23 protein-coding genes are annotated in these 23,775 nt (G+C 65.4%); 9 read left to right on the plus strand and 14 right to left on the minus strand.

Annotated elements, in window-relative coordinates; translation table 11 throughout:
* Window positions 1-2: 2 nt before the first annotated feature.
* Both AB0366_RS00410 and gabT read right to left on the minus strand, forming a co-directional pair.
* Window positions 3-1,454: an NAD-dependent succinate-semialdehyde dehydrogenase gene (locus AB0366_RS00410; protein WP_366242280.1), complete on the minus strand. Its 1,452-nt coding sequence runs from the start codon at window positions 1,452-1,454 to the stop codon at window positions 3-5.
* A 1-nt stretch (window position 1,455) separates the two neighbouring features.
* On the minus strand, window positions 1,456-2,820 hold the full coding sequence (gabT, locus tag AB0366_RS00415; protein ID WP_366242281.1) for a 4-aminobutyrate--2-oxoglutarate transaminase: 1,365 nt from the start codon (window positions 2,818-2,820) through the stop codon (window positions 1,456-1,458).
* Window positions 2,821-2,950: 130 nt separating this feature from the next.
* On the opposite strand from gabT, the gene AB0366_RS00420 reads away from it, so the two are divergent.
* Together AB0366_RS00420 and AB0366_RS00425 are read left to right on the plus strand one after the other, a co-directional pair.
* Complete coding sequence (locus AB0366_RS00420) at window positions 2,951-4,447, plus strand: PucR family transcriptional regulator ligand-binding domain-containing protein (protein WP_366242282.1); 1,497 nt, start codon at window positions 2,951-2,953, stop codon at window positions 4,445-4,447.
* 28 nt (window positions 4,448-4,475) lie between these two features.
* Window positions 4,476-5,267, plus strand: coding sequence for a YoaK family protein (locus AB0366_RS00425; RefSeq protein WP_366242283.1), 792 nt, complete (start codon window positions 4,476-4,478; stop codon window positions 5,265-5,267).
* Here AB0366_RS00425 and AB0366_RS00430 read toward each other — a convergent pair.
* Genes AB0366_RS00430 through AB0366_RS00440 form a run of 3 tightly spaced genes read right to left on the minus strand, consistent with a single transcriptional unit; the run spans window position 5,183 to window position 8,315 of the window.
* On the minus strand, window positions 5,183-6,868 hold the full coding sequence (locus AB0366_RS00430) for an NAD(P)/FAD-dependent oxidoreductase (RefSeq protein ID WP_366242284.1): 1,686 nt from the start codon (window positions 6,866-6,868) through the stop codon (window positions 5,183-5,185). The two genes, AB0366_RS00425 and AB0366_RS00430, sit on opposite strands and share 85 nt — an antisense overlap.
* Window positions 6,865-7,686, minus strand: a complete 822-nt coding sequence (locus tag AB0366_RS00435; RefSeq protein WP_366242285.1) for a carbon-nitrogen hydrolase family protein — start codon at window positions 7,684-7,686, stop codon at window positions 6,865-6,867. Before AB0366_RS00435 ends, AB0366_RS00430 begins: the two co-directional genes overlap by 4 nt.
* Entirely contained in the window at window positions 7,683-8,315 is a 633-nt protein-coding gene (locus tag AB0366_RS00440; protein WP_366242286.1) for an XRE family transcriptional regulator, read from the minus strand. Before AB0366_RS00440 ends, AB0366_RS00435 begins: the two co-directional genes overlap by 4 nt.
* Window positions 8,316-8,432: 117 nt before the next feature.
* Here AB0366_RS00440 and speB point away from each other — a divergent pair, with 117 nt between their 5' ends.
* A complete protein-coding gene (gene speB / locus AB0366_RS00445; protein ID WP_032405057.1) occupies window positions 8,433-9,392 on the plus strand; it encodes an agmatinase in 960 nt (319 codons plus the stop codon).
* Window positions 9,393-9,396: 4 nt separating this feature from the next.
* Here speB and AB0366_RS00450 read toward each other — a convergent pair whose 3' ends face one another.
* The gene (locus tag AB0366_RS00450) at window positions 9,397-10,296 is read right to left on the minus strand and encodes a universal stress protein (protein WP_366242287.1); all 900 of its coding nucleotides are present in this window, start codon (window positions 10,294-10,296) and stop codon (window positions 9,397-9,399) included.
* Window positions 10,293-11,735: an amino acid permease gene (locus AB0366_RS00455; RefSeq protein WP_094611952.1), complete on the minus strand. Its 1,443-nt coding sequence runs from the start codon at window positions 11,733-11,735 to the stop codon at window positions 10,293-10,295. The genes AB0366_RS00450 and AB0366_RS00455 overlap by 4 nt, the downstream gene beginning before the upstream one ends.
* A 178-nt stretch (window positions 11,736-11,913) precedes the next feature.
* On the opposite strand from AB0366_RS00455, the gene AB0366_RS00460 reads away from it, so the two are divergent.
* The 4 genes from AB0366_RS00460 (at window position 11,914) to AB0366_RS00475 (ending at window position 15,175) form a co-directional block, all read left to right on the plus strand.
* Window positions 11,914-13,122: a helix-turn-helix domain-containing protein gene (locus AB0366_RS00460; RefSeq protein ID WP_366242288.1), complete on the plus strand. Its 1,209-nt coding sequence runs from the start codon at window positions 11,914-11,916 to the stop codon at window positions 13,120-13,122.
* Window positions 13,123-13,324: 202 nt separating this feature from the next.
* Window positions 13,325-13,480, plus strand: coding sequence for a hypothetical protein (locus tag AB0366_RS00465; RefSeq protein ID WP_183130214.1), 156 nt, complete (start codon window positions 13,325-13,327; stop codon window positions 13,478-13,480).
* Window positions 13,477-14,547 (plus strand): TerC family protein, encoded by a 1,071-nt coding sequence (locus AB0366_RS00470; RefSeq protein WP_121870513.1) that lies wholly within the window; start codon window positions 13,477-13,479, stop codon window positions 14,545-14,547. Before AB0366_RS00465 ends, AB0366_RS00470 begins: the two co-directional genes overlap by 4 nt.
* Before the next feature lie 79 nt (window positions 14,548-14,626).
* Window positions 14,627-15,175 (plus strand): DNA starvation/stationary phase protection protein, encoded by a 549-nt coding sequence (locus tag AB0366_RS00475; RefSeq protein ID WP_366242289.1) that lies wholly within the window; start codon window positions 14,627-14,629, stop codon window positions 15,173-15,175.
* 70 nt (window positions 15,176-15,245) lie between these two features.
* On the opposite strand, the gene AB0366_RS00480 is transcribed toward AB0366_RS00475, so the two are convergent.
* The gene (locus AB0366_RS00480; protein WP_366242290.1) at window positions 15,246-15,707 is read right to left on the minus strand and encodes a hypothetical protein; all 462 of its coding nucleotides are present in this window, start codon (window positions 15,705-15,707) and stop codon (window positions 15,246-15,248) included.
* A 120-nt stretch (window positions 15,708-15,827) separates the two neighbouring features.
* On the opposite strand from AB0366_RS00480, the gene AB0366_RS00485 reads away from it, so the two are divergent.
* Entirely contained in the window at window positions 15,828-16,025 is a 198-nt protein-coding gene (locus tag AB0366_RS00485; RefSeq protein ID WP_121870515.1) for a CsbD family protein, read from the plus strand.
* An 82-nt stretch (window positions 16,026-16,107) separates the two neighbouring features.
* Here the strand turns inward: AB0366_RS00485 and AB0366_RS00490 are convergent, their stop codons facing one another.
* Window positions 16,108-16,836, minus strand: coding sequence for an EAL domain-containing protein (locus AB0366_RS00490; RefSeq protein ID WP_259467971.1), 729 nt, complete (start codon window positions 16,834-16,836; stop codon window positions 16,108-16,110).
* Window positions 16,833-18,089, minus strand: a complete 1,257-nt coding sequence (locus AB0366_RS00495) for a helix-turn-helix domain-containing protein (protein ID WP_366242291.1) — start codon at window positions 18,087-18,089, stop codon at window positions 16,833-16,835. The genes AB0366_RS00490 and AB0366_RS00495 overlap by 4 nt, the downstream gene beginning before the upstream one ends.
* A gap of 353 nt (window positions 18,090-18,442) precedes the next feature.
* Between AB0366_RS00495 and AB0366_RS00500 the strand changes: the two genes are divergently transcribed.
* Window positions 18,443-19,630, plus strand: coding sequence for an alpha/beta fold hydrolase (locus AB0366_RS00500; RefSeq protein WP_366242292.1), 1,188 nt, complete (start codon window positions 18,443-18,445; stop codon window positions 19,628-19,630).
* Window positions 19,631-19,729: 99 nt separating this feature from the next.
* Here the strand turns inward: AB0366_RS00500 and AB0366_RS00505 are convergent, their stop codons facing one another.
* From AB0366_RS00505 to AB0366_RS00520, 4 genes are read right to left on the minus strand one after another with little or no spacing between them, the layout of a single operon-like run.
* Window positions 19,730-20,551: a galactosyltransferase-related protein gene (locus AB0366_RS00505; protein WP_366242293.1), complete on the minus strand. Its 822-nt coding sequence runs from the start codon at window positions 20,549-20,551 to the stop codon at window positions 19,730-19,732.
* A complete protein-coding gene (locus AB0366_RS00510; RefSeq protein WP_366242294.1) occupies window positions 20,548-21,555 on the minus strand; it encodes a glycosyltransferase in 1,008 nt (335 codons plus the stop codon). The genes AB0366_RS00505 and AB0366_RS00510 overlap by 4 nt, the downstream gene beginning before the upstream one ends.
* Window positions 21,552-22,661 carry a glycosyltransferase gene (locus AB0366_RS00515; protein WP_366242295.1) on the minus strand — a complete coding sequence of 370 codons (1,110 nt, stop codon included), beginning with the start codon at window positions 22,659-22,661 and terminating at the stop codon, window positions 21,552-21,554. Before AB0366_RS00515 ends, AB0366_RS00510 begins: the two co-directional genes overlap by 4 nt.
* Window positions 22,658-23,746, minus strand: a complete 1,089-nt coding sequence (locus tag AB0366_RS00520) for a glycosyltransferase family 1 protein (RefSeq protein ID WP_366242296.1) — start codon at window positions 23,744-23,746, stop codon at window positions 22,658-22,660. The genes AB0366_RS00515 and AB0366_RS00520 overlap by 4 nt, the downstream gene beginning before the upstream one ends.
* Window positions 23,747-23,775: the final 29 nt, after the last annotated feature.

Here is a 23,775-nt window from a genome sequence, read left to right on the forward strand (position 1 = left end):
ATCTACCGAAGCGCGATGTACTTGGTCTCGAGGTATTCCTCGATACCTTCCGACCCGCCTTCGCGTCCGAAGCCCGATTCCTTCACACCACCGAACGGGGCTGCGGCGTCGGAGATCGCACCGCGATTGACCCCGACCATGCCGGTGTCCAGTGCTGCCGACACCCGAAGGGCTCGGTCGAGGCTCTCGGTGTAGAAGTAGGCCACCAACCCGTATCGGGTGTCGTTGGCTGCAGCGACGGCCTCGTCCTCGGTGTCGAATCCGATGATCGCCGCGACGGGCCCGAAGATCTCGTCCTGCAACAGATTCGCGTCGGCCGGGATTCGGTCGAGGACCGTCGGCGCGTAGAAGAATCCGGGTCCGTCGGGCGCGGTTCCGCCGGTGCGCACCCGGGCTCCCTTCGCGACGGCGTCGTCGACCAGTGCCATGACCGTTCGACGCTGCTTGTCGTTGATGAGCGGTCCGATATCGGTGCCGTCTCGGTCACCCGGACCGACGGTCAACGCCTCGATTCGCTCGGTCAGCTTCGCGGTGAATTCCTCGCGCACCGACTTGGCAACGTACAGCCGATTCGCTGCCGTGCACGCCTCGCCGCCGTTGCGCATCTTGGCCAGCATCGCTCCGTCGACGGCGGCGTCGACGTCTGCGTCGTCGAACACGATGAACGGGGCGTTGCCGCCGAGCTCCATCGACGTCCGCAGTAGTCGATCGGCTGAATTGCGCACCAACAACTTTCCCACTCCGGTCGAACCGGTGAACGTGATCTTCCGCAGCCTCGGATCGTCCATCAATGGTCCGGTGACGGACGCGGCGTCGGAGGCCGGGAGTACCGACAGCACGCCGCGGGGCAACCCGGCGTCGGCGAACACCTGCCCGAGGAGCAGCATCGTCAGCGGGGTGTCCTCGGCCGGTTTGACGATGACGGTGCAGCCCGCCGCCAGGGCCGGGCCGATCTTGCGTGTGCCCATGGCCAGCGGAAAGTTCCACGGGGTGATCGCCAGGACCGGGCCGACCGGAGACTTGGTGACCAGGATCGAGCCGTTGCCCGCAGGGGCAGGGGTGAACCGGCCGCCGATTCGGACGGCCTCCTCACCGAACCAGCGCAGGAATTCGCTGCCGTACTTCACTTCACCGTGGCTCTCCGCCAACGACTTTCCCATTTCGAGTGTCATCAGCAGAGCGAAGTCGGCAGCACGCTCCTGCAGCAGGTCGAAGGCGCGCCGCAGAATCTCGGCTCGCTCACGAGGGGGCGTCGCGGCCCACCCCGGCTGCGCCTCGGCGGCAAGGTCGAGCGCTGTGATGCCATCGGCCGCGGTGGCGTCGGCGACGGTGGTCAACTCCTCGCCGGTCGCCGGGTTCAGCACGGCGAATCGTGCACCCGACGCCGACGGTGACTGCACGCCGCCGAGCCACAGTTCGGTGGGCAGCTTCGAGATCAGGTCGGTAGCCGACATGTCAGTTCCCCTGTGCCACAGTGCGCAGCGCGTCTTCGAGGACGGTGAGCGCGTCGTCCAGCAGCTCGTCGGAGATCACCAGGGGCGGCAGCAGGCGGATGACGTTGCCGTAGGTACCGCACGTCAGCACGATCACCCCGGCCTCGAGTGCCGCCGCCGCAACGGCTTTGGTCCCCTCCGGGTTCGGCTCACGCCCACCCGGCACGACGAGCTCGATAGCAAGCATGGCTCCGCGGCCGCGCACCTCACCGATGATGCCGACCTCGGCACTCAACGCATTCAGTCGCTCGAACACAATGCGCTCGATCTCGCGGGCGCGCGCATTGAGGTCGAGTGTCTCCATCTGCTCGATGGACGCCAGGGCCGCGGCGCAGGCCACCGGGTTGCCGCCGTAGGTGCCACCGAGTCCACCGGGGTGCACAGCGTCGATCAGATCGGCACGGCCGGTGACCGCGGCCAGCGGCATACCTCCTGCGATCCCCTTCGCCATGGTGATCAGATCCGGCACGACGGCCTCGTGTTCGCTCGCGAACCAGGCTCCGGTGCGGGTGAATCCGGACTGCACCTCGTCTGCGATGAACACCACGCCGTTCTCGCGTGCCCAGTCCGCCAGTGCCGGCAGGAATCCTTCTGCGGGCACGATGAAGCCGCCCTCGCCCTGGATCGGCTCGATCAGGATGGCCGCGAGATCGGCTGCGCCGACCTGTTTTTCGATGACGGAGATCGCCCGGGCCGCAGCCTGGGCACCGGTGACCGCGGAACCGTCGGAGTTCAGGCCCTCTCGGAACGGGTATGACATCGGGGCCCGGTAGACCTCCGGAGCGAACGGCCCGAACCCGCTCTTGTACGGCATCGACTTGGACGTCAGCGCCATCGTCAGATTGGTACGGCCGTGGTACGCGTGATCGAACACGACGACAGCCGACCGCCCGGTGGCATGACGAGCGATCTTCACGGCGTTCTCGACCGCCTCGGCACCGCTGTTGAACAGGACGCTGCGCTTGTCGTGATCCCCCGGCGTCAACTCTGCCAGCTTCTCGGCGACCTCGATGTACCCCTCGTACGGCGCGATCATGAAACACGTGTGGGTGAAGTGTGCGACCTGATCCTGCACTGCCGCAACGACTGCCGGATTGGACGCACCGACTGTCGTCACCGCGATTCCGGCCCCGAGGTCGATCAGCGAGTTCCCGTCGACATCGACCACGACGCCACCGTTCGCGTCGGCCACGTACACCGGCAGCGTCGACGCCACGCCTGCACCGACGACGGCCTTGCGGCGCTGCGCCAACGCCGCCGACTTCGGCCCGGGGAAGGCGGTGACGATCCTGCGCTCCTGCGGAAGTCGGTACTCGATCGAGGCCATGGTCGCACCTTTCGTGTGGGATTGTTCAGCCAGTATGCGACTCTCCGAGCGCGACAGCCGGACGCCATTTCGTACACCTCATGGCGAGATCGCACTCCATTCCGGCAGCCACAGCGCTACAGTTCGACGGGTGAGCGTGCAGATGTCCTGGCTGCTGAGGCAGCATCAGCTCCGCCTGAGTCATCGCGGCGGGCCGGAGCGCAGTACTGCGCCGATCACCTTCGCGCAGGCGACCGAACTCACCGATCCCAGTCCCTGGCTGTCCGGCGGGGAACTGATTCTCACGACCGGGCTCGGCTTCGAGGCCGACGGCCCAGCTCTCGGCACTTACGTCCGGACCTTGGCGGCCGCGGGTGTCGCCTGCCTCGGATTCGGAGTCGGTTTGTCCCACAGCTCGATTCCGCGTCATATTCTCGACACGGCCGAGGATGTCGGGCTCCCCGTCGTGGAGGTCCCCTACGACACCCCGTTCGCCGCCGTGATCAGAGCGGTCATGAAGCGCATCGCCGAGCAGGAGTACGAGCAGGTTCTGCGCGCGGCCTCGGTCCAGACTCGCATCACTCGGGCAGCGCTGCACGGCGGCGTCGACGCGATCGTTCGCGAACTGGCGGTCGCCACGTCCACGTCGGTGGCGCTGATCGGCAATCGCACCGAATCGTTCCATCCCGCCGCCGCAGCCGATCTCGTCGAACGCGCCCGCGACGTCGCCCGCAGCATTCGCCCGTCGTCGTCACCGGCCACGGTGTCGGTCAGCGAACCGGGGTGCACCGTGACTCTGCATTCCGTCGCGATCTCCGGCGGGGCCTCGAGCTTTCTCGCCATTCGCACCGCGGGCCCGGTGACGGGCGTCGAGCAGATCCTGCTCGGGCACGCGGTGTCGCTGGTGACCCTCGAACTCGAGAAGCCCACGCGGCTGCGCGCAGAGCAGTCCCGACTCAACACACTCGCGCTCGGGTTGTTGCTGGACGGCCATCTGCCTTCCCCGGACGGCTCTGCGCTACCGAGCTATCTCGTCGACGCCGCCGACGACGACTCTCGCATCAGGGTTGCTGTGGTCCGCGGACCCTCCGAGCGCATCGTCGAGGCCATCGATGCCGAGTGCCGGGCCCGGGCGCGGCCCACGTTCGCACGGAAGACCGACACCGGTGTCGCGGTGCTGTTGCGCGGTTCCGATGACTCGGATGTCGTTGCCCGACTGCTCGATTCACTGCCGAAGTCGGTGTGCGTCGGCCTCAGTTCCAGCCACCACATCACCGAGACCCCCGACGCTCTGAAGCAGGCTTCGCTCGCGTGCGCCGCAGCCGGCACGAGCGATCGGATCGTGGAATTCACCGGATCGATGCTGTTGGCCTCCGAACCGGTACAGGAGTCGTTGCGTGCCATGGCTGCCGTGACCATCGCGGTACTGGCCGAGTACGACCGCACCCATTCCGCCGATCTGGTCGGATCGCTTCGGGCTTTCCTCGAGGCGAACGGGCATTGGGAAACCGCTGCGGCGCACCTGTCCGTGCATCGTCACACGCTGCGAAACCGGATCACGCGGTGCGAGGAATTGCTCGCGGTGGATCTGACGTCGGCGCGGGTGCGAGCCGAACTGTTGCTCTCACTGCTTGCCGCGACAACGTGAATATCGGCACACGTGTCAGGATTTCCCGATGACCACGCCTCGTCCCGAACCCCACATCGCCGTCGCAACTGCGAAATCGGTGCGGCTCGGAGTACTGCTGGCGGCAGTCGGCGGATTCCTCGACGCGTACACCTACATCACCCGCGGCGGCGTGTTCGCCGGTGCGCAGACCGGCAACGTGGTGCTGCTCGGTGTCGATGTCGCCGGTGGCAGGTGGATCGAGGCGCTGGCCTTCCTGCCACCGTTGGCGGCCTTCGTCCTGCGCGTCGCGACCGCGGAATTCATCGCACTGCCCGCGGTTGCGAAGATCGTGCGAAGACCGGTGCGGGCGGTGCTGGTGTTCGAGATCCTGGTGGTCCTCGTCGTCGGATTTCTGCCGGGAACCGTGCCCGATGCGGTGGTCTCGGTGATCCTCGCTCACGTTGCCGGCGTGCAGGTGACCACCTTTCGCGTGCTGGTGGATTCGCCGTTCAACACCACCATGACGACCGGGAATCTCCGCAGCATGGCGATGGCCGCATTCCATCGGGTGGTCGAACACGATCTGGAGGCCGGGACCCGCGCCCGACGGTTCGGCGCGGTGATCTCGGGATTCTTCGGCGGAGCGCTGCTCGGCGCAGTCGCGGTCGAACTGTTCGGGCTACGGGCAAGCTGGGTCGTCGCCGTCATGCTGACCATCGCGCTGGCACTGTTCGTGTTCGACGAGCGCACACCCAGGACGTTGCCTCCGAAAGGTCAGTCGCCCAACCGAAGCGGAGCAATGGATTCGAACACATCGCCCGGCCCCGGGTTGCCTTCTGCCGACGAACCGCCCAAGTGATGTACGACGCCCCACACCGCATTCAGTGCAGTGTGAATGGCACCCTCGGCCCAACCCGCCGTCCACGAGATGTCGTCGCCGGCAAGGAAGATTCCTCGATGTCGCGGGTCGAGTCGGTGTTGCACGAAGTGCGTGAACAGCCTTTCCTGGTAGCGGTAGTGACCCGGCAGGTTGGCTTTGAAGGCACCCATGAAATCGCGTTCGGTTTCCCAGGACAGCGTCACCGGGGTGGAGATGATGTGGCTGCGGAAGTCGACGCCCGGGTAGATCTCCTCGAGCGAGCGCAGCATGATGTTCATTCGTTCGGTGGGGTCGAGGGCCAGCAGCTTGAGCGAATCGTCCGACCACGTGTAGGACAGGCAGATCAGCCCAGGCTTGCCCTCGCCCTGGTCGAGTAGGTAGGTGCCACGACTCATCCGGTCGGTCAGCGTCATGCTGACCAGATCGCGCCCGGTGACCGGATCCTTGTCCTTCCAGAACGGCCGGTCGACGAGTGCGAACACCTTGGTCGAACCCATGTAGTGGGTGCGTTCGATGGCGGTCCAGTGGTCGATGGGAAACAGATCGTCGTCACACCTGATGTTGCTGAGCAGCATCCAACTCTGGGCGGTCACGACGGCGGCCGCGTACGTCTGGATGTTGCCGCGGTCGTCGTGGATCGTGGTGCCACCGTCGGTGCGTCTGATCTCGGTGACGCGCGACATCGTGGTGCCGCCGTTCAGCGAGGCCACCGATGTGCCCGCGGGCCAGTGCGCCATGTTCGCAGGCGTGTCGGTCCACAACCGCATCGGCAGTTGCTGTGAGCCGCCGACGATTCCGCGATGGTGGTCGTCCGCTGCCGTGATGACGACTCGGAGGATCTCGAGAATCGAATTGGGGTAGTCGGTGTCCCAACCACCCGTTCCGAATCCCACCTGGCCGAACAGCTCTCGCATCCGAAACGACGAGAAGTGTTCGGATGCGGCCAGAAATCCGTAGAAGGTCTGGTCGTCGAACTTCACGATCAGCTCGTTCCAGATTCGCTTGATCTCGGCAACATCGCGCCTGCGAATGGCACGCTGCAGCGGAACCAACTCGGCGTGTTCCTCGAGCGTCCGGTTCCACGCGTCGGCGACCTCGGCGAACACCGGCGGAAGATCCTCGAGCTTCTGGGCGTAGTGGCTCTCGCCCTTGAGGTCGATCACCGTACTCGGAGTCACCTCTGCCAGCGGGTTCGGAAACGGCGTGGTCTCGAGCCCGACTGCGTCGAGGTAGTGGAACAGCGCAGTCGACGACGGCGGAAACCGCATCGCACCCATCTCGGCCACCACACCCGGGTGCCCCTCGAACGGCACCGACCGCATCCGGCCGCCGATCCGATCCGATTCGTACACAACGGGTTCCAGGCCGAGCCTGAGCAATTCATGGGCGACGACCATGCCTGCGAGTCCGCCGCCGATCACGGCTACCCGGGTACCGAGGGCCGCGTCGGGAACACGTCCGAGGCCGGCCGGGTGCGCCAGGTAGTCGTCGTAGGCGAACGGGAAGTCCGGACCGAACATCGTGAGCGGCTGGTCGGCCTCGGATTCGATCGCGCTGTCCGGGGTGACGGGTGTGGTCATCGGTCGGTCTCCTGCTCGGCCCGTGAGGGTCCTGTCGGGTAGAGGTCGGTTCGGCGATCGGCCAGGTGGGTGTTGACCGCACGGGATCGAGCGAGCTCGGCCGGATCCAGATCCACCGTCAGAAGCTCTTCGTGCGCGCCTGCGCGCGCGAGGTCGGCACCGCCCGGCGCGACGGCGCAGGTCAATCCGCAGTACGTCAGACTCGTCTCCGTGCCACAGCGGTTGACGTAGGTGACGAACAGTTGACTCTCGTACGCCCTCGTCGGAACCACGTGTGTTGCGATGATCTCGAACGGGGTCATCAGGCCGGTCGGGACGATCAACCACTGCGTTCCTGCGTCGGCGTGAGCACGAACGGTTTCCGGGAATTCGACGTCGTAGCAGGTGAGCAGACCGCAGCGCAGTCCGCCGAAGTCGAACTGCACCAACAGTTCCGGCCCACGAGTGAAGTGAGCGCGATCGAGTTCACCGAACAGGTGGGTCTTGCGGTAGCGCGCGATCGACAGCCCGGATGCATCGACCACCTGGACCGAATTGAACACGGATTCACCACTGCTCTCGGGGTATCCGTAGACGATTGCGAGGCCATGAGATCGAGCGATCGTCGACACCTTCTCGAAGATCGGCCCGTCGAACGGTTCCGCTCGTTCGAGCACGAGATCACCGATGTCGTATCCGCTGACCGACATCTCGGGGGTCACCAGGATCGACGCGCCTGCCGAGGCCGCACGCCTCGCTGCGTCATCGAGTGCGGCGAGGTTCGCGTCGACATCGCCGGCACGTTCGGGCCCTTGGAACAGCGACACGGTGACGGTCATGCCTGCAACTCCTGTTTCCTCATCGGCAACTCCTCGGGTAGCGCGGGTGCCAACACCCACAGGACCTGAGCGCCGTCCCTGCCTTCGGCTCGAAAACTGTGATTGCGACGCGGCGAGAAGGTGAACGCATCTCCGGGACCGAGCAGCACCTCGTCGCCCGCGAACGTACCGTCCACTTCGGCCTCGAAGGTCACCCGCAACTCGCCCGCGATCACGTGCACGAACGTCACGTCGAGCGGAAGGGTGTACGCCTCGGCTCCGCTGCCGCCACCGGCGTCGATGTGGCCCAGCAGCACCTGCACCCGACGCTCCCCCACCGGGGTCAGCAGATACTCGGTCATCGCTTCCCCGCCGAACATGATGCGCGGCAACGATTGCGCCCGGACCACCTCACCGGACGGCGCGTCGTCGAACAGCGAGCCGACCGGAAGCTCCAAAGCGGCGCAGACCCGAACCAGGGACGCCACCGACGCATTGACCTGGTCGCGTTCGAGCTTGGACAGATACCCCTTGGTCACTCCACAGGTGTCGGCGAGCGCGTCGAGAGTCAGTCGCTTCTTCTGCCGAGCCTCCTTGAGCCGCGCACCGATACGCGGCGCATCGTTGTCGACCGACGTAGCAAGGGACACCGCTCTCGCCTCTCAGGAAACTCGTGTTGACAAGATCGAGCATCAGAGTAACGCTTGCCGGGCGAACTGGTCGACCCCAGCGTCACCGGACTGATGAAAATTCGGAAGGAACTCTCGATGAACCCGAGCAATCCCGAGCACCCACCGATCGGTCCGGTCGACGCCACCAAGGTCCCCCGCTTCGCCGAGCCGACCACCTTCGCGCGGCTGCCCCGTCTCGACGAGGTGTCCCGGGCCGACGTGACCATCCTCGGCGTCCCGTTCGATTCCGGCGTGAGTTACCGTCCCGGCGCACGTTTCGGTCCGGGGCACATCAGAGCGGCCTCGAAACTGTTGCGGCCCTACAACCCTGCGCTGAAGGTCTCACCCTTCGCTCGCCAACAGGTGGCGGATTTCGGCGACATCGGCGTCAATCCGTTCGACATCACCGAGGCACTGACCACGGTGCACGACGCGGTGACGGACCTGCGCGCCGACGGCTCGTCGGTTCTCACCCTCGGCGGCGACCACACCATCGCACTGCCGATTCTGCGTTCGCTCGCACGCGATCACGGGCCGATCGCGGTATTGCACTTCGACGCGCACCTCGATACGTGGGACACGTACTTCGGTGCTCCCTACACTCACGGCACACCGTTCCGACGGGCCAGCGAAGAAGGTCTGATCGATCTCGAACGCTCACAGCACATCGGCATTCGCGGCCCGCTGTACAGCGAGCAGGACCTCGAGGACGATCGCGTGCTCGGCTTCCAGGTGATTCGGTCCGACGACTACGAGGTGGACGGCGTGGCCAGCATCGTCGAACGGATGCGTCGCCGGCTCGACGGCGGCCCGGTCTACGTCTCGGTCGACATCGACGTTCTCGACCCGGCGCATGCACCCGGTACCGGCACTCCCGAGGCCGGTGGCATGACGTCTCGCGAGTTGCTCAACACTCTGCGCGGACTCGTCGGCCTGAACGTGGTCGGTGCCGACATCGTCGAGGTCGCGCCGGCCTACGATCACGCCGAGATCACCGGAATCGCTGCGGCTCACGTGGCCTACGAATTGCTCTCGGTGCTGGCTCTCAACCGATAGAACGTCACCGCCTCGGCAGCACCAGGATCGGCACCGGCGAATGACGGATGATCTTGGTCGCCCGCGACCCGAGAAACACCCGAGCGATGGGTCCCAGTGGTCCGGACGATCCGATCGTCAGCACTTCGCCGTCCTGCCAGTGAACTTCGTCGAGGGCCTCGCGCCAACTTCCTGCCATGGCCAGTTCGGTTGTCACCTGGTCGGCCGAAAGCCCCACTGCGACTGCGTCGTCCATCGCTGCGGTCAATGCTTCGCTCAACCCCACGGCGAGTTCGGCGGCGACGTCGTCCTCGACGCGTAGGCCGACCTCGGGCGGGTACATGGTCGCCCCGCGGACGACGAACGATGCCAGGCGGAGCGGGATGCCCGCGTCTCGGGCGAGTTCGGCGGTAGGACCCACGACCCGCGAGGCCTCGCTGTCGCCGGAGAACGCGCACGTGATCCGGGTCAGTGTGGCGCGTTCGCGCATCCGATAGCCGCGGGGAGCGAGCGCCACGGTCACCGGGGACGAGTGCAGAAGCTTGTCTGCCGTCGACCCGACGACCACCTGGCCGAGAGCACCGTCGCCCGAGGAGCCGAGAACCAGCACCGAGGCCGACATGCTCTCGGCCGCCTCGGTCAACGCCGTCGAGACCGAGCGGTGTGCGAATCGGTGGAACGACGCGGTGATATCCGGTGCCCGGTCTTCGAGATAGTGGCGCGCTTTCGCCTCCGACTCGGCTGCGGTCGTCGCTGCCCAGTCGGCGAACTCCGCATCCACCCGTGCCATCGACGGAGTCGACCACGGCTTGGGCACCACCGTCGCCACGTCGATGTCGGTACCCAACGACCGCGCGAGCTGGGCACCGAGATCGAGGGCACCGACGCTGCCCTTCCCCGGTGCGAATGCGATCAGCACGCTCATCGTGCGTCCTGTTCTGCACCGCGCAGCGTCGAGTGGTGCCGGCCCCAGAACCAGTAGAACGCCAACACCACCGCGAGCCAGAGCCCGAACCAGAACCACGTGGTCCAGTGCAGTCCGGACAGGATGTACAGGCAGGCGAGAACCGACAGCACCGGAGTCACCGGGTATCCAGGAACCTTGAACGGCCGTTCGAGATCGGGCATCGAGCGGCGCAACACGATCACTCCGATCGACACGACGATGAACGCGACGAGGGTGCCGATCGACACCAGGTCCGCCAGCTTGTCGAGTGGAATGAACGCGGCCAGGATCGAGATCACGACGGCGACGACGATCGTGTTGTTGACCGGCGTGTGTGTGCGTGGACTGACCTTGGCGAAAGCTTTGGGCAACATGCCGTCTCGGCCCATGGCGAACAGGATGCGAGTCTGCCCGTACATCGTCACCAGGGTCACCGAGAAGATCGAGATAACTGCACCTGCAGCCAGAATCGTTGCCGGCCAGGCCTGCCCGGTGACGTTGCGCAGGATCTCCGCCAGCCCGGCTTCCTCCTGGCCGGCGAAGTCGGTCCACGGCTGAGTTCCCAGGGCGGCCACGGCCACGACGAGATAGAAGACGATGACGACGATCAGTGCCGCAATGATGGCCCGCGGCATGGTCTTCTGCGGATCTTTCACCTCGTCGCCCGCGGTGGACACCGCGTCGAGTCCGATGAACGAGAAGAAGATCGTGCCAGCGGCCGCCGTCACGCCTGCTGCGCCCAAAGGCATGAAGTCCGAGAAGTTACCGGAGTCGAAGGCGGTGAATCCGACGATCGCGAACAGCGCCAGCACACCGAGTTTGATGACGACCATGACTGCATTGACGGCCGCCGACTCGCTCGCACCGCGAATGAGCAGAACGGCGCACAGCACGATCAGCACCACTGCAGGCAGATTCATGATGCCGGGATCGGCGTCACCCGGCGCAGCGGACAGCGCGTGCGGGATGGTGAAGCCGAAGAGGTTGTTCAACAACTCGTTGAGGTACCCACTCCACCCGACGGCAACGGCAGCGCTGGACACTCCGTACTCGAGCAACAGGCAAGCCGCGACGCCCATCGCGACCACCTCGCCCATCGTCACGTACGCGTAGGAGTAGGTCGAGCCCGAAACCGGTACCGCCGATGCCATTTCGGCGTAACAGATGGCTGCGAGACCGGCCGCGATACCCGCGGCCAGGAACGAGAGCACCACTGCGGGACCGGCTTCGGGAACCGCGAGCGAGAGAACGAAAAAGATGCCGGTACCGATGGTGGCACCGACGCCGAACATCGTCAGTTGGAAGGTGCCGATGGTCCGTTCCAACCCGCCACTGCTCTGCTGGTCCGGATCCACGATCGGCTTCTTGCGAAGCAGTTGCGATCGCAGACTCGATGCAGGTCTGTTCGACGATGTCATGGCCGGCACTCCCAACGTGGAGACGAACGGTGCGGATCGGCTGATTGTGCTCTCAGATACCGCCTCTCGCACGCCGAACACGCGGTGGAATCGGTCGATTCACACACCGATCCGTTTCTCCGCCGCGTCCGCGATGCATACCATTGACCTCGAGTCCGGATGGGAGACACGAGAACAGATGGTCACACAGCGCGATGCGCTACCGCTGGATTCGGTCGCTGCGCAGGCAGCGTCTGACGCCGGCGGACTCGACGTCGCTCTGCTGGGTAGCTTTCTCGACGTCCTCGCCGACGCCGTCGATGCCGGCGTGCCACTGAGCCGCGGGCAGCTGCACGAGTTTCGAGCGCAGGGCGACGCTGCTGCCCGCGCGGGCGTCGCACTGCGCGCGTTGCTGGATCTGTACCTGACCTCGGCGTGGCGACTGTGGCGCGAGCTACCCGCTGTCGTCGCCGCCGCGGATGACCCGGCCGGGGTGGTCACCGCCGGCGAGGTGATGCTGCGAGCGGTCGACGACGCGGTGGCCGAACTGGCCGAGGGATTTCAGCTCGCCCGGCGCACTCTCGTGCGAGCCGAGGTACTCGCCCGCCGGGAATTCGTCGACGATCTACTTTCGGGCACCTCCGATGTCGCCGGGGTACTCGGGCGCGCGCAGACGTTCGGCCTCGACCTGTCGAGTCCCCACGTAGTGGCCGTGGTGACGTCGACCAAGCCGTTCACCGACGCCAGCTCTGCCATCACCCTCGTCGAGCGCAGCGTGCAGGGCAGCAAGGGAGACGCCGAGTTGCTCGTGGCCACCAAGCAGGACCGGTTGATCCTGGTGTTCCCGGCACCCGACCTCGACGCCGTCGACCACGTCCTCAACCGGGTGGGACGCGCACTCGGTACCTCGGCGTCGAGCGAATCGGTCGATCTCCGTCGCAAAGGCGAATACGGCCGGACGCAGATCGGGATCGGCCGCCCGCGCAGCGGGGCGGTGGGTGTCGCGGCGTCGTACCGGGAGGCCCTCGACGCACTCGATCTCGCCGCCTCGCTCGGATTCGACGCATCTGTCGTCGATGCTCGTGATCTGCTCGTCTACCGCGTCCTGATCAGCGATCGTGCGGCGATCGCCGATCTGGTCGATACTTTGTTGACACCGCTGCTGGGCGCGCGAGGCGGTGCGGGTCCGCTGCTGGAGACGTTGCAGGTGTACTTCGACACCGGCGCGAACACCGCCTCCACCGCACGACGGATGCACCTGTCGGTGCGGGCGGTCACCTACAGATTGTCTCGAATAAAGGATTTGACCGGGCAGAATGTGGGCAACCCCGTCGAGGCATTCGCGCTGCACACGGCGGTACTCGGAGCGAAGCTGCTCGACTGGCCCGAGGTGCGCTCGTCGTCGTGAAGTGGAGAGACCGCTCTGATTGCCGTAACCGGGCAACGAAATCGGTCGAAACGTGTCCGCAAAACGACCATGCCTGCAGGAAAGCGAACAGTCACACTGGAGTAGTCGCGGAATGACCGAGCGTTTTCCGCCGAGGCCCGAACGCACGGCCGGAACACCGGTAGGAAAAAGACAGACGAGAACGAAAAGGAGCGTGTGACAGATGGCGTCGTTGACACAGAAGTTGACATCGTTCGCTCGCAGCCCACAGGGCAAGAAGATGATCGATCAAGCACGTCGGTACGCGACCAAGCCCGAGAATCAGGCGAAGTTGAAGCAACTCGGCAGCAAATTCACGAGTAGAGGTGGCCGTTCATGAACGTCGTCCCGTGGTGGGCATGGGCGGCATTCGGTGCCGTCGTACTGATCCTGTTGGCCATCGACCTGTTGGCGCACCGCGGTGCCCACATCATCGGTTTCAAGGAAGCCGCATGGTGGAGCGCCCTGTGGGTCGGCGTGGCCATCATCTTCGGCATCGTGGTGTTCTTCACGTTGGGAACCACGGCCGGAGTCGAATACACGACGGCCTGGTTGCTCGAGAAGAGTCTGTCCGTCGACAATCTCTTCGTCTTCGCGCTGATCTTCGGTTACTTCAAAGTTCCCCGTGAGTACCAGCACCGCGTGCTGTTCTTCGGTGTGATCGGTGCCCTGGTCTTCCGTGCCATCTTCCTGGCCGCCGGTGTGGCCATCGTCAGCAAGTTCGCTGCCGTTCTGTTCGTCTTCGCAGCCATCCTTCTCTACAGCGCATACAAGCTGATGAAGGACGAGGAGGAGTCGTACGACCCGGGCAACTCGATCGCGGTTCGTCTGCTGCGCAAGATCATCCCGGTCCAAGACGAGTACTCCGGTACCAAGTTCTTCGTCAAGGAAGCCGGCAAGCGCGTGGCCACGCCACTTCTCGCCGTCGTGGTTGCCATCGAAGCCGCCGACCTGGTGTTCGCAGTGGACAGCGTTCCTGCCGTTCTCGCGGTGACCGACGACCCGTTCATCGTCTACTCCTCGAACGCGTTCGCCATCCTCGGCCTTCGAGCCCTGTACTTCCTGCTCGCGGGGCTGCTCGAGAAGTTCCACTACCTGTCCAAGGGACTGGCGATCATCCTCGCCTTCATCGGCGTCAAGCTGATCCTCCAGGCCGGACACAAGGTGATCAGCACCTCGATCCCCGAGATCCCCTCGCTGGTCAGCCTGGTGGTCATCATCGTGGTCCTGGCAGGCTCGATCATCCTGAGCCTGAAGAATCCCCCGGCCGAAGACGACAGCGCCGACGTGATCGACGACGTCGCTGCCGACAGCCCGATCGTCGATCCGACGGACGGAACCTCCTCGGCCGGCACCCCGTCGACCGGAACGTCGGGCACGGATTCACCGAGACTCGACAAGTCCTGACCCCTCACCACACATGCCCCGCCGAATTCGATTCGGCGGGGCATGTTTGTGTTCCGAGGGGATGGGGCAATCACTGCACATGGCTGAAAAGAACTCGTACACCGTTCCCGGACTCACCTCGGAAGTGGGCGCGCGCGTTGCCGCGATCCTTCAGGATCGACTGAACGCCTACAACGATCTCCATCTGACTCTCAAGCACATTCACTGGAATGTCGTCGGACCCAACTTCATCTCGGTACACGAGATGCTCGATCCTCAGGTCGAAGCAGTCCGCGGTTTCGCGGACGACGTCGCCGAGCGCATCGCGACCCTCGGCTCCTCGGCCAAGGGCACCCCGGGCACCATCGTCTCCGAGCGCAGCTGGGACGACTACTCGATCGGTCGCGCGACGGCCATCGAGCACCTCGGAGCACTCGACCTGGTCTACACCGGAGTCATCGAGACCACTCGCAAGAACATCGAAGAGGTCGGCGAGATCGACCCGGTGACCGAGGACATGCTCATCGGCCAGAGCGCACAGCTCGAACTCTTCCACTGGTTCGTGCGGGCACACCTGGAGAACTCCGGTGGCCAGCTCTCCACCGCAAATGCAGGCAGCGAAGTAGAGGCAGCACAGCAAGCAGGCTAGACACTCTCCATTCGAGCACCGATCTCGCCGTATCCCGGCGAGATCGGTGCTTCGTCGTTTCCGGCCGACGTCAGTCGGTCGGTGTCGCTTCGTGCCCGGCGCGACCGTGGGTTCGACGCTTTTCCTTCATCTCTGCCTCGAAGACGTGGCGACGACCCTCCATCAACTCGCTTCGCACCACACGATCGTGTTCGCGCAACGGGCCCCAATATCCGTCGTCGAACTCCTCGACGAGCTGAAACGTCCAGCGCCCCGGCGCGATGTTGCGGCCGATCATGTCCGTGTCGATTCGCTCGGAGGTGGCGGTGTGGCCGGCGTCGGCGAGCGCATCGACGGCGTCGCCGAGCAGTAGATCTGCGTGACCCATCAGCTGGTGAAACGAGTAGAGGTGCCCACGAGCGCGCTCCACACATTCGAGGGCCTCGGACAGCTTTCCCACAGCGGCCACGGTCGCATCGTCCACGCCGCTCGGGCGCTGATGTTCGGGCGAGGGCATGTCGGAGGCGGACTTGGCGTCGTTGTCTGGGTCCATGGGCGTCGGTTACCCGAATCGGCCCGGCACAATCCGCACGCGCCGTCGATGATTAACGACTCCGATCCCGGGTATAGCTTCCCGTGAACGGACGAAGACAATCGATTTCGAGGAGTTTTCATGGCTGATTTCATCGACAAGGCAAAGCACAAGGCAGAAGAGCTCGTGGGCGACGCCAAGGAAAAGATCGGCCACAAGACCGACAACGACGATCTTGCTGCCGAAGGCGCAAAGGATCAGGCGTCGGGCAAGACCAAGCAGGTCGGCGACGACGTCTCGGACGCCGCAGGCAACATCAAGGACAAGTTCACGAACTGATCGTCTCGATCGGTCGTATCGAAACCCCGCACCCAGGCCCCGGCCTTCGAAGGTGCGGGGTTTCTTCGTTGCCTGCCACCGATCAGATCTGCGGATTCGGCAGCGGCAACGGACGGCCGAACATCCAGCCTTGGCCGAGGGTTGCTCCCAGGGACCTGGCGCGACGCAAATGTCTGCGGGTTTCGATTCCTTCTGCCAGCAGAACGGCATCGCTCGTGCGGACGTAAGCCCGCACCTGCCGCACCGCGGCGCGCGACCGATACGGGGACCGGATGATCGACGCGTCGAGTTTGACGATGTCCGGCGCGACGGCGGCCAACAATTCCAATGTTGCAGGCGTGGCACCGACGTCGTCCATGGCCACCGACATACCGCGAGCGCGGGCTCCTCGAACCAGGGCCATCAGCAACGGGACGTTTCGGTCGAGGTCTCGCTCGGTGATCTCGAGGACGACGTCGAGGTCGTCACCGATCGCATCGAGGTGGCTGTCGACGTCGCGTTCGTCGACGAAGCAGCCCGGCTCGATATTGAGAAAGAAGCGCACCCGACGCGAATATGCGCGCTCGCGCGCCGCCCGCAGCGCGGCGGCGCGACATGCGACGTCGACGCGACCCACCATCCCTCGCTCTCGGGCCAGCGCGAACACGTCCTCGGGAACGGCCAGGCTCGGCGACGGCCACCTGGCCAGAGCCTCGTATCCGACGACCACCCCGGTGGCCAGTTCGACGACGGGCTGAAACAGAGCAGCGACGGACTCCACCGAATCGAGCGCCGCCGATGCTGCGAACACCGCGCCGTCCGGCGCGGTCACAGTGATCGCTCGTCCACCGGAACGCGACGGGCTTCGAGGCGGTCGGCGATCAGAGCAGCATGCAGTCTTCGCAGTCCGGACGGCTTCATCGGATCGAGTCCGGTGAGCTGCTCCACCCTCTTCAAGCGGTAGTCGACGGTGTTGGGATGCACCGTCAGCCAGGTGGCCGTCTTCTTTCGGTTGGAGTCCGAGTCGACGAATGCTTGCAGCGTCGGCAACAGGTCGACCGAATCGCGCAGCGGATCGATCAGTGTCACAAGATGTTTGCGCCCCAGGCCCGGCCTGCTCACCTGGTACTCGAACACGAGATCCGACATTCGGTATGTCCCGGGCGCGTACCGGAGCCGCCGCACGAGACCGAGCAGCTCGTACAGGTGGGGCGCGGTCGTGGCGATGTCGTCGATCGCGGCCGACCCGGTCGTTGCGGTCACCGCCACCTGACCCGCGTCGGCCAGACGATCGACCAGTTCCCCGATGTCGACACCGGGAACATCGGGCAGTAGGACGGTTCCGCCGGTGGGACTGATCGAGGCGATGGGCAGGCACTCCGCGTCGAACGTCGCCAACGCTGTGTGGATTCTTCGCAGCTTCCGAGCCGCCATCATTGCGGCGTCGATCCGTCGGCCCCCTTCGTCGGCGTGGGCCGGAAAGTGCAGGGCCACAACGTGATAGTCCTCGGCGAGCAGCGTACCCATCCGATCGGCGATCTTGCGAGCCGTGCCGTCACCGGTGAGCAGCGCATCGAGCAGTTCCACGTCGTGACGGGGACCGTTCTGCGTCAGCGTCCGAAATTCGGTCAGGTAGGCATCGGACACGGCCGCGGTGACGACGTCCAACAGTTCCATGACCAGTACGGTTCCGTCGACGAGCCGATCGTCGGCACCCTCGCCGACCGATCGCGGTGCCTGTTGTACCGCCAGTGCGCAGCCCTCGTTGACGGCATGTTGAATACGGCCGAGCGGTACGCCGTCACGGGCCCACCGGGTTGCCGCATCGCGAAAGACGTCCATGGCACCGGGTATCGGCAGCCGACCGGATTCGAGGACTCCGGTCGCCAGTTCGCAGCACGTCGTCGTCATGTCGTCGAGCTCACCGCGGGCGCACTCGCGCGGCGGTGGTGTGTCCTCGGGTTCGCCGAAGTACTGATCCAGCATGCGTGCGGCAGTCTCTCTCGGCGTCCGCAGACGGTCGGAGGCCCGTCGCCCGCTGACGTACTCCTCCTGCGACACGTGCACGCTCTCTGCTGCCGTCAACCCGACCCCACCCCTCGAACTCGAAACCTACTTCAGGTTTGTTTTCCTGCCGGACTGCCATCTCGAAAGATCGCTCGGTCTCGACGTCGCGCGCATGCATCCGTACCGATCGAAACCGGGCGAGAAGCAGACACACGAACAGTAGAACAACAACCAAACCCGTGGATTGTTTTTCCGAATATATCCGGCAGTCCATCCAGATTCGGGACCCGAGAACTCAGTTGTGACGTTCTCTCACATATGACGCGTCGGTTACGGGCAGATTCCAAACGCCTGGCAGGAGAGCACAAACGACCGAAATCCGCGCTTACTGTTCCGCCTTGTCCAACAACCCTCGTCGAAAGTCAGGCTCCATGACCACTTCTCGGTCCACCTTCCGCACAACGCGGAAGGCAACGACGGTGCGCGCTGCGATGATCGCGGCAATGGCGTGCTCACTTACCCTCGGTACCGGTGTTGCAGCGCAGGCACAGCCCGCCACCACGCCCGCTCCGCCTGCCACCGTGCAGGGCGACACGGTTGTTCCGCCCGGCCCGACCGAGGCATCACCCAAGGCCGCAGACCAGGGTATCGCCCAGCCGAACATCGAATCCGCCGCTCCCGCGACCATCACCTACGACCCACGGACCGAGACCACGGGTTACGGACCGGAGCAGAAGAACTTCCTGGCCGGATTCCTCTACAGCATCGTCAACCCCAACGTCGCTCCTCAGGGTGCCAACGACTGGAACTGCAAGCCGTCGGCAGCGCATCCGCGCCCGGTCGTGCTGCTGCACGGCACCTGGGAGAACGCCTACAACAACTTCGCGCGGATGTCGCCTGCGCTGAAGAAGGAGGGCTACTGCATCTTCGCGCTGAACTACGGTGACAAGGACTCGAGCATCGTCGGCAACCTCGAGTCGCTGCGCGGCACGGCATCGGTTGCGTCGAGCGCGAAGGAGATCGCGACCTACATCGACGCGGTGCGCGCCGCCACCGGGTCCGCTCAGGTCGACATCGTCGGCCATTCCCAGGGTGGACTCGTGACCCGCCAGTACCTGCGCTTCGAGGGCGGAGCCAATCCGGCCGACCCGACGCAGAACAAGGTGAACACCGTCGTCAGCGTCGCCGGATCGAACCACGGCACCACACTCGTCGGTATCGGCACCCTGGGTCGCACGATCAACAACCTGGGCCTGAACGTGCTCGGCGTCGTCGGGGCCATCGCCGGACCCGCTGCCTCGGACCAGGTCATCGACTCGGACTTGGTCAAGGGATTGGCAGTGGGCGGTGACACCGACCCCGGCATCAAGTACACCGTGATCGGCACCAAGTACGACGAGGTCGTCACCCCGTACAAGACGACGTTCCTCACCGCAGGCCCCGGTGCCACGGTCAACAACGTCACCCTGCAGAACGGTTGCGAGATCGATCTGTCGGATCACCTGTCGATCTCGGTCTCGCCTCGCGCGATCGGCATCGTGAAGAATGCACTGGATCCGAAGGGCTTCCCCACGAGGTCGATCCCGTGCGCATTCAACGCGCCCATCACCGGCGGCTAGTCACCGGCGGGTAGCAATCGGCAAGGCTTCACCTCGGTGAGGGCGATCGGCATCGACGCCGGTCGCCCTCACTGCTGCGCGGGCGCCACCTCGTCCATCTCACGAAACGACGCGGCGAATCCCGGAGCCGTCGAACTCGACGAGGCCGCGAGCGGCGAAGGCGTCGAGCCAGCCGATCATCGGCCACCGACCCCATCGATCGAAGAACGTGCGCGCGTTGGCGACGATGTCATCGAGATGTTCCACCGGAGGATCGGAGACCGGATGGAACTGGTGGTAGGCGTGCGCCCCACCGACCCACCGCAACCCCATGCCCGACGCCTCCGCGGTGGCAGCGAAATCGGTGTCCTCACCGCCGTAGCCGGTGTAGTCCTCGCAGAAACCGACGAGTTCGGTCCAGGTCGCTGCCCCGACCGCGAAGGACAGCGACCAGAACAGATCGAAGTTGTCTCCGTGCTCGACGGCGCCGACCGGTGGGTTCGGCCGCGCCGGATGCGGCGCGGTCAGCAACGTCAGAGCCTCGCCCTCGGCACCGATGTCCTTCTCTTTCAGATAGGTCACCGGACCGCAGAGCAGCGATCGCCCGTTGCCGGGCAGCGTTGCCGCCCGGCGGTATCGCTCCAGCAATCCCGGACCGGGGATGCAGTCCACGTCCAGGAACACCAGCAACTCCGCGCCGCGATCGAGTGCCGCGGCCGCGCCCAGATTGCGGGCGCTCGCCAGCGGGAGCGGGTGCTGCGCGGGCATCTCGATGCACGTCGCTGCGGATCCCGATCGAGCGAGTACGTCGACGATCGCGTCGTCGCCCATGGACACGACGATGTGGTCGACCTGTTCCTCGGGGCTGCCTCGCAGACCGCGCACCTGCGCGGCCAGGTGCTCGTGTCGACCGGACACCACGGTGACGACGACGATCTTCACTGTCGCACCGTCCGAGGGGCGGCCTGCTCGATCGCCCTGGCGGCGCGGGCGGGCGCACCCTCGGTGCGCAGAGCCGACCACCGACGGCCACCGATCTCGAGGGCGCGGTTCGCCGCAGCGTGCCACCGCGCGACGGACGGCCACGTATCGAGCACCTCGGCAACCGACCCGTGGGCCAGGGCTCGTCCGGTGGCCGACTGCTCGGCGAAAGGTCGAGCCTGCGGTACCACGATGGCGGGCGCGCCCGACGCGGCGACGTCGGCGATGGCGTTCTGACCGGCGTGCGTGACGACGAGTGCTGCCGAACACAACACCGGCCACACGTCGTCCACCCAGTCGCCGCCTGCGACGCCGAGCGCGCGGAACTCGAATCGGGCGTCCACCGCCGACCACGAGTCCACCAGGTCTCGGGTCAACTCCGTGCCACCCGCGGCACCGAGAACCACCACCGTCGGATCGGCGTCGGCAGTGACTCGCTCCCGTTCGGCGAATCGGCTGATGGAGCCTGCATAGGTGGTCTTCTCCGCGAAGGGACGCAGCCACGTCGGGTCGTAGACCTCGAGTGACCACGGTGCGACGATGTGGGTCGCTGCCCGATAGGCGAGATCGTGGATCGGATCATCCCGCTCCCCCGGTATTGCCATCACGATCACGCGAACACCCATGAGCCGCAGGAACATCACTACTTCGACCGATACGTCGACCACCACTGCCCGCGGCCGCTCGCGCGCCACCCACTCCGCGATGATCGCCATCCGCTCGGTCAGACCGTCCACGTCGTGGGGAGCCCAGTGCAGCACCCCTCCCGCCGAACTGTGTTCCGCCGCATCGCCTTCCACGGAATCGTCGACATCGAGGGGAAGCGAGATCCACTCGGTCGCCGCATGCGCTGCCGGTCGAGCGCGCGAGGACAGCACCGTCATCGGCTCGCCCATCGACCGTGCGATGGCGTCGGAACGCGTGATGTGACCGACCCCGTGGTGGTGCGCGTAGTACCCGATCATGCGATCGCGAGCCGGTCGTCGAGCTTCTCGACGTGCGCGTCCAGGGTCGAGTGGTACAGCGCCTCGTACTCGTCCACCATCCGGTCCATCGAGCACACCTGCTCCGCCCGCGCCCGGACGTCGGGCCTGCGCAGCGCTGCCGCCGCGGGGATCGCTGCGGCGAGGCCGTGTACGTCGTCGGCCGCCACCAGTACTCCCGACGAGGCGTCGACGATCTCCGGTATGCCGCCCCTGGCGAACGCGGCGACGGGAGTGCCGCAGGCCAGTGCTTCCGCCACCACCAGGCCGTACGGCTCGGACCAGACCGGCGAGACGAGCGCCACCTCGGCACCGGCCACCAACGCCGCCAGGGCGGGCTGATCGAGGTGTCCGACATAGCGGATGTTCTCGTCGAGCATCGGTTCGACGAACTCGTGGAAGTACTCGAGATTGCTCAGCGGTCCGGCGATGCGCAGCGAGCGGCCTGCTTCCTTCGCCGCCGCAATGGCCAGGTGCAGCCCCTTCTCCGGAACCACCCGACCCGACCACACCACGTAGTCACCGCCGGTGCCGAACGGCCACTCCTCCAACGAGATTCCGTTACGAATGACGACGGTTCCGGCGGTGACATCGGCCCACTGCGAGGCGGCGAACTCGCTGACCGCGGCAAATGTGTTGGCACGCGCAGGGGCCAACGCAACTGCGGACTCGAGCCACGCGAACGGCGGTGTGTGCAGTGTCGTCACCATCGGTACCGACAGCGTCGCCGACATCGCCAGCGGCAGGTAGTGCAGGCTGTGGTTGTGCACGATGTCGAAGGACCGAGACAGCGTCCCGGCAAGTTCCAGCATCACGGCCAGATACGCGTGATGCTCGCGGATCGCGGTGGGTGTGATCGCCACGTCGGCGATGGAGATCGGACTCAGATCCAACGTTCGGACCGGCAGCAGCGTTGCATCCAGGTCGACGCTCGATCCGTCTGCAGCGAACAGACTCACCTGATGTCCACGCTGGGTGAGCGCGCGCACCAGGTTGTAGACGTGTGCCTCCAGACCGCCGGCGAAGGGCTGCGCCACCGGAAAACTCGACGAGGCCAGCACCGCGATGCGAAGTGGGTTCTCGTTCAACGCATCTCCTTTGTCACTGCTGAGTAGATCGCGGCATGAGTTGCGGCGATTCGTTGTCGTTGCTCCGCGCGAACGCCGGGTTCGACCGCCGGCGTTCGCTCGGCGTGCGATGCCTGTACGGCAGCAACGAGGGTGGCGGGATCGAACGAATCGATACCCATTCGGAAACTGTGCACCCGGGCCTGATCTGCGTAGAAGCCGCAGTCGGACGCGACGACGGAGGTCCCGAGATCGCGGCAGGCCTCGAGCCAGCCCGAGTGTGTTCCGAATCGATACGGCAGCACCGAGACATCGATCGACGACAGATAGTCCCACAGCGCGTCGTCGTCGAAACGTTCGTGCACGCGCACGTCGACATCGGGAAAACTCGTGTAGTCCAGCAACTTTGCGCCGACCGTCGGGCTGTACCAATGACTGGAGGACTCGAACACGTCCTCGTCGATGTCCAACCGGACGGTGGCGTCGGGTAGCGATCGTGCGGCCTCGACCACCGCATCCATCACAGCCAACGGGTCCATGTTGGACCGCAGATTCTTGGCGTTGACGCCGATGACGAACGAGTCCGACACCGGGCGCGGGTGTGCCATCCGCTCGAGCGGCACGACGTGCGGATGGTCCACCACCGTTGCCTCCACGCCCCACCGATCGTGAATCCAGGCAGCAGCTCCCGCGGTGAGAGTGATGACGGCGGCGGCCGCGCGAACAAGTACGTCCAGCTGTCGCAGATGATCGGCGTTGTTCGCGACATGGGGATTGTGCAGGTCGTGGACCGTCAGCACCAACGGCTGCCGGTGGGCGCGCAGATGGTCGACGGTACGGGTGAGCTCGTCCGGGGCGAAGGACTCGAAACCGAAATGCACGTGTAGAACATCGAAGTGCACGTCGGTCTGCTCGGCGAGCCACCGAGCATCGAGCAGTCGTGGGGGCCACCACTGGCCGGGTACATCGACACGGACAGGAGCCGGATCGGGTAGCACGATCACCGCCGACGGGTCTGCCGACGCCGCGCGTGCGGAGTCGCCGACGACGGGTTGCAGGTGTCGGACATAGGCGTGTGAGGACGGAACCGATGCAACGCGAATCATGAATTCCTTCGAGTACAGGCAGGTGGATC

This window comes from Rhodococcus sp. NPDC076796, assembly GCF_040702765.1.
Lineage (GTDB): Bacteria > Actinomycetota > Actinomycetes > Mycobacteriales > Mycobacteriaceae > Rhodococcoides.

Excerpts from the sequence above, each read along its gene's own strand:
- AB0366_RS00410 (WP_366242280.1), bottom strand. The coding sequence starts at position 1,454 with ATGTCGGCTACCGACCTGATCTCGAAGCTGCCCACCGAACTGTGGCTC.
- gabT (WP_366242281.1), bottom strand. The coding sequence starts at position 2,820 with ATGGCCTCGATCGAGTACCGACTTCCGCAGGAGCGCAGGATCGTCACC.
- AB0366_RS00425 (WP_366242283.1), top strand. The coding sequence starts at position 4,476 with ATGACCACGCCTCGTCCCGAACCCCACATCGCCGTCGCAACTGCGAAA.
- AB0366_RS00430 (WP_366242284.1), bottom strand. The coding sequence starts at position 6,868 with ATGACCACACCCGTCACCCCGGACAGCGCGATCGAATCCGAGGCCGAC.
- AB0366_RS00435 (WP_366242285.1), bottom strand. The coding sequence starts at position 7,686 with ATGACCGTCACCGTGTCGCTGTTCCAAGGGCCCGAACGTGCCGGCGAT.
- speB (WP_032405057.1), top strand. The coding sequence starts at position 8,433 with ATGAACCCGAGCAATCCCGAGCACCCACCGATCGGTCCGGTCGACGCC.
- AB0366_RS00450 (WP_366242287.1), bottom strand. The coding sequence starts at position 10,296 with ATGAGCGTGCTGATCGCATTCGCACCGGGGAAGGGCAGCGTCGGTGCC.
- AB0366_RS00455 (WP_094611952.1), bottom strand. The coding sequence starts at position 11,735 with ATGACATCGTCGAACAGACCTGCATCGAGTCTGCGATCGCAACTGCTT.
- AB0366_RS00460 (WP_366242288.1), top strand. The coding sequence starts at position 11,914 with ATGGTCACACAGCGCGATGCGCTACCGCTGGATTCGGTCGCTGCGCAG.
- AB0366_RS00465 (WP_183130214.1), top strand. The coding sequence starts at position 13,325 with ATGGCGTCGTTGACACAGAAGTTGACATCGTTCGCTCGCAGCCCACAG.
- AB0366_RS00470 (WP_121870513.1), top strand. The coding sequence starts at position 13,477 with ATGAACGTCGTCCCGTGGTGGGCATGGGCGGCATTCGGTGCCGTCGTA.
- AB0366_RS00475 (WP_366242289.1), top strand. The coding sequence starts at position 14,627 with ATGGCTGAAAAGAACTCGTACACCGTTCCCGGACTCACCTCGGAAGTG.
- AB0366_RS00480 (WP_366242290.1), bottom strand. The coding sequence starts at position 15,707 with ATGGACCCAGACAACGACGCCAAGTCCGCCTCCGACATGCCCTCGCCC.
- AB0366_RS00485 (WP_121870515.1), top strand. The coding sequence starts at position 15,828 with ATGGCTGATTTCATCGACAAGGCAAAGCACAAGGCAGAAGAGCTCGTG.
- AB0366_RS00500 (WP_366242292.1), top strand. The coding sequence starts at position 18,443 with ATGACCACTTCTCGGTCCACCTTCCGCACAACGCGGAAGGCAACGACG.
- AB0366_RS00510 (WP_366242294.1), bottom strand. The coding sequence starts at position 21,555 with ATGATCGGGTACTACGCGCACCACCACGGGGTCGGTCACATCACGCGT.
- AB0366_RS00520 (WP_366242296.1), bottom strand. The coding sequence starts at position 23,746 with ATGATTCGCGTTGCATCGGTTCCGTCCTCACACGCCTATGTCCGACAC.